This is a genomic window from Streptomyces sp. NPDC054841 (genome assembly GCF_053611045.1).
In genome coordinates, this window is the sequence record NZ_JBSGZO010000597.1 from 1 (window position 1) to 4,609 (window position 4,609).

Sequence of the window (4,609 nt, forward strand, 5' to 3'; positions counted from 1 at the left end):
TGTGCCGCGAGGGGCGCCGTTTCGCGTGCAGCGTCGTTGCGTTCAAGTCTCCGAAGGTCAGTAACGCCACCCATACCCAATAAGACCGGCCAGCGTCTTCGTGTCAGCAGGGTGCTGGCCCTCCGCGCCCTTGCCCGCTTCCTTCTCTGTGTGCTGTGCCGGTGAGACGGCGGCCGTCCCGGTGGTCGTGGATTGGGCGATGGCAAGGGCCGCGCCCCCGCCGAGGAGTGCGAGGGCGCCGCCGGCCAGCATGAGCCGCAAGCGCGATGAGCGCGGGTTCCGGCGCTGCTGCGAAGTGGCGGCGGAGGAAAGTTGCTGGCTATCAGTATTCATAGTGGAGTCCTGTTCTTGAGGCAGCGCCGGATACCCCTGGCGCGTGGAACCGTTCAACCTCAACAGAGCACCATCCGTGTGGACAACCGAGCTCTTCGCGGCCAGGCGTGATACTTCGGTCGCCACCCCCGAGCCGCTTCGGTTCCCTGTCGCAATCATTCGGTCCGTGCTTGATGTGAGGCTGAACCGTGGTGGATGGCGACGCCGCATTTCCGACGCCCCAGCGACTGCGGATCGGTGCGCCAAGCACCGGGCCTGTACCGCAATTGATCAATGATCAAGTGGTGCTCGACGGCACGCGACAGGTAGCAACCCTGGGAGGTGCGTCGGGTCCGCCGCAATGAGCAGCGGACCCGTCGTTTGTCATGCCCGGTCTGTCCTGTCCGGGCGTCTCACGGATATATCACAGACCGGGGTGTGAGAGGTCGGCCAGGGCCTTGTGAGGTGGACGTTTCGCGTTCCTTCCGGACCAGGTGGACTGCCCCGGACGGGATGTAGCACCTGTGCCATGTTGGATGTTCAGGAGAAGCGACAGCATTTGGGTGCCGGCCACAGCTGCGCCACTCGATCGGCGCATCCCAGGGGAACGGTTCCCTGAAGCACGTGCAGTGGTCATCGTCGAGTGGCCTACTGGATGCTCCAGCGGTGCGGGTGGCTGGGTTCCTCGGGGCAGGCGAAGATGTTGAGTTCGCCCCAGCGGCCCACGGTGACCTTGGTCGGCCTGGCGAACTGGTGCGTGGGCAAGTCCTGTTCTTCCAGCGGCTTCCAGCTGCCGCTGCCGCCGTCCCATTCCGAGCTGTCGATGGTCAGCAGCAGGTGCATTGGTGTCGCGCAGGTCAGGCAGTTCATGGGGGACGGGTCCGTGGTGTGCCAGGAGGCGAAACCGCCCACGCGCCAGCCTGGTGGGATGGACAGGTCGTACTGGTAGCCCACTGGCGCTGGGGCATCTTCGTCCGCCGACTGCTCGGCCTTCTCCTCCAGGGCCTCTTCCCAGGCATCGATCCGTGCGCACAGGTCCTCCGGGAGGAGGCCGGCGAAGGGGTAGGTGGCTACCTGCTCCGGATGCAGCACGCACGGCTCGGGCACGTACCCCTCGTAGCCGACGGCCTGCGGCTGTGGCGGTGAGGTCTGCACCTCGGTGACCTCCCACGACCGGCGCCAGCGCAGGTCGAGCAGCATGCCGTAGCCGCTCGGGCCGTGCGCGTCGTAGGGGCACCAGAACATCTGGAGCAGATCGCAGTCGTCCGGCCCGGTCGGCAGGTCGGGGATGTCCCTCCGGTACAGCTGCGCAAGACCGATCAGTGGCAGTGGATCGGTCGCAGCGGCCTCTTGAACGCGATGCTTCTGGTCCAGTTCCTCCAGCAGCTGCCGTTCCTCGTCTGTGGGGCCCGGGTTCGATTCACGAAGCCATGCAAGATTCAGGATCTGCCGCCGCCGGTGGATGTCCGCCGGCCGCAGGCCACGCGCATGGCTGTGCGGCTCGGTGCACACCGGCCAGGGTTCGGTCACCGGCCAAAGCAGCGGACCGCCCACGGAACTGGCCGCCACGTCTGGTCGGCCCGGGCGCGGATGGAGCCGGGTAGTGGTGCCCCGGTAGGTCGCCAGCTCCGGGAAGAGCGCCTCGACATCGAGCGGGCGCGGCGGTGTAGTCCTTGGCATGTACGTGACCTTAGACAGGCGCCAGACGCCATGATTCAGCGCCCCCGAAGGCAACCACCTCTACACCAGTGCCGTCGGAACCGTGAACATTTCGATTCGCACGCAGACGTTGGCTGCCTCCCGAACCGGTGCACAGCTGCTGTCCGTTCTCGCGAACAGGGCCAGACAGGTGGGCAGGCGGCCACGCCGCCGATGTAGAGAGTCTTGTACTGCTTCATGGGCAGCCCGGCCGTGACCGCGAAGGGCTGGCCGTGATCGTCGACCGTCAGGGTGGTGTTCTCGTCCTGGTCGAGGATCGCCGCCTGATCGTGAAGGAGCAGGACTGCTTCGTCGTCGGCGTCGTGATGGTGAAGGTCTCCTGCTCGTCCTTCTTGAGAGTGACAGCCCGCTTGGCGAAGTAGGCCGACTCCACGTTGCGATTCGGCCCATCCATGTTGAAGGAGAGCTCGCGGGTTCCGGCGTCCCCGGCGGTCGGCGAGTTAAGGAGCATCCCTGACAGCGGGGCGGTTCGGCAAGTGGCTTGGTGGTGGCCTCGGTGCCGTCTTGTCCTAACTGTCTGCTGGCCCGTCGCCGCCGAGGAAGGTCCCGGACGAGAATCGGAGCCCAGACTGTTGACGAACGGGAGATGGCCGTGAGGCACACACTGAACTTGTGGCGTCGAGAGCTCGGAGAGGTGCCTGAGTCGGTCTGGCGACATACCGAGCTCGATGTGCTGATCCTCGCGGACAACGGACTCACGGCCCTCCCGCCGGACATCGGGCAGCTCCACCGGCTGAAAACCCTGGACCTGGGTCACAACGCGCTGACGTCGGTGCCCGAAGAACTCGGCAAGCTGACCGAACTCAGCGACTGCCTCTACCTGCACGACAACCAGCTGTCGCGGATCCCCGACTCTCTGGGAAACCTGACCCGGTTGCGTTACCTCAACGTCGGTGAGAACTCCCTCACCACCCTGCCAGAGACCATCGGCGGGATGAGCGGTCTCATCGAGTTCAGGGCGCAGTACAACCGGCTCACCGCCCTGCCCGATGCCATCGGCCAGCTCCGCTGCCTGCGTGAGCTGTGGCTCCGAGGAAACGCGATCGAGCACTTGCCGTCGTCAGCAGCCAAGCTGCACGAACTGCGTCACCTGGACCTACGCGAGAACTCCCTGACCGAGGTGCCGGAGTTACTGGCCGGCCTCCCGCGACTGCGTCAGATCGACCTGCGGAGCAATCACCTCGGCCAGCTGCCCGACTGGCTCGCCCTGATGCCATCGCTGGAGAAGCTGGATCTGCGTTGGAACGAAGTCGATCCCTTCCTACCGCTCCTCAGCGAGCTGGAGCGGCTGGGGTGCGTCGTCTTGACCTGACAGAGACGACCTCCTCGCGCCACAGTGCCGCTATTTCTCGTGAACAAGCACGAGCGAGTTGATCACCAAACGCCGCTGAAACTCGTCGACAAACGCTGTCGCTGGAGATGAACGAAGCCAACCGTTGATAGGGCTCGTTGAAATTTTCGCGGATCCCCATCACCATCCACTGGCTCAACGGCCACGGCCCCGTACGCGAACGCTGGCGCACCCTCGTCACCGCCCGCCGCGCAGCCCTGGCCTGACAGAACCCGCTGTAGACGCAGAAGGCACAGCTCAGAGACCGGGCGGTGCCCATCGGGACAGCCACAGACGCAGCCGCGTGGGCGGATGGCTGCGCAGCGCGAGGAACGAGAAGAACAGTCTGGGCAACAGCGGGATCATCCGTTCGCCGTCCAGCTCCTGCCTCCAGCACGCGAGAGCTGTCTGCCGACCGCAGTGGCGGGCTGCAGCACGGTCGCACGCCAGCTCGCCCCACCACCTGTAGGCGACCCACGCGGCGCCCAGCCCGGCCAGAGCCACTGCAGCTTCCACCAGGGGGAGCAGGCCCGCGCACAGTGACGCGAGGAGCACACCGATGGTGCCCCCGATCAGACGACTGCGGCTGTCCTGGCGCCGCAGGTGGGCGAGTTCGTGTTCCAGGATGTACGGCATCGCGGCGTTGCGCTCGGGTTCGAGCCAGATGTGGCCGAGGGCCACGTGCCCGCGCTGGCCCGTCCGTACGGAGGCGGCTCGCGCCGGGTCTGGATTCGGCCGCCTTTCACCGCGAGCGTGATGCTGGCCATGCCGGTCTCCGTGGTGAACGCCGCCACCCGCTTCTCTACCCGAACCATCTGGGCGATCAGAAACGCGGACTCCTCGTCCCCGGTCCCGTTCGGCTCCGTCCCGAGGTGCGGATGCCTGTAGGCGTACCAAGTCATGTCCTGGTGCGCCGTCCCGAGCCACATGCCGTCGTTCAGGCACGAGATCCCGTACACGGCCCAGCCAACTCCGGCTACCACCGCGAGCACGATCACGACGGGCGGATCCAGGGTTTGCCGTTCATGGACGACAGCCATCCAGCATCGAGCATGAGGCCGGACAAGGTAGTCAACCCGATCGCGAAGAGCGGCACGATCCAGGCGGGCGGAAAGACACCGAGTTGGCGGCCTCCGAAGACGCTCGCGACGGTCAGGTGCATGAACACGTTGATGGGGACGAAGAACCACAGGACCCATCCGTCGTCCCCGATGCCGGTGGAGAGCCCGGTCAGCGGCAGGGCGGTGC

Annotated in this window: 6 protein-coding genes; 1 reads left to right on the forward strand and 5 read right to left on the reverse strand. The window is 66.0% G+C overall.

The annotated features are described in order from the left end of the window. Positions 1 to 57: 57 nt before the first annotated feature. The 3 genes from ACWGI8_RS40060 to ACWGI8_RS40070 form a co-directional block, all read right to left on the reverse strand. Positions 58 to 333, reverse strand: a complete 276-nt coding sequence (locus ACWGI8_RS40060; protein ID WP_453668370.1) for a hypothetical protein — start codon at positions 331 to 333, stop codon at positions 58 to 60. Between the two features lie 627 nt (positions 334 to 960). Continuing rightward, on the reverse strand, positions 961 to 1,992 hold the full coding sequence (locus ACWGI8_RS40065) for a hypothetical protein (protein ID WP_453668371.1): 1,032 nt from the start codon (positions 1,990 to 1,992) through the stop codon (positions 961 to 963). Positions 1,993 to 2,257: 265 nt separating this feature from the next. Continuing rightward, on the reverse strand, positions 2,258 to 2,482 hold the full coding sequence (locus tag ACWGI8_RS40070; protein ID WP_453668372.1) for a hypothetical protein: 225 nt from the start codon (positions 2,480 to 2,482) through the stop codon (positions 2,258 to 2,260). Between the two features lie 135 nt (positions 2,483 to 2,617). Between ACWGI8_RS40070 and ACWGI8_RS40075 the strand changes: the two genes are divergently transcribed. Then, positions 2,618 to 3,343, forward strand: coding sequence for a leucine-rich repeat domain-containing protein (locus ACWGI8_RS40075; protein ID WP_453668373.1), 726 nt, complete (start codon positions 2,618 to 2,620; stop codon positions 3,341 to 3,343). Between the two features lie 276 nt (positions 3,344 to 3,619). Here ACWGI8_RS40075 and ACWGI8_RS40080 read toward each other — a convergent pair whose 3' ends face one another. Then, positions 3,620 to 4,042: a hypothetical protein gene (locus ACWGI8_RS40080; protein ID WP_453668374.1), complete on the reverse strand. Its 423-nt coding sequence runs from the start codon at positions 4,040 to 4,042 to the stop codon at positions 3,620 to 3,622. A gap of 313 nt (positions 4,043 to 4,355) precedes the next feature. Next, positions 4,356 to 4,609, reverse strand: a 254-nt coding sequence (locus ACWGI8_RS40085) for a hypothetical protein (RefSeq protein ID WP_453668375.1), incomplete at its 5' end; no start/stop codon positions are given.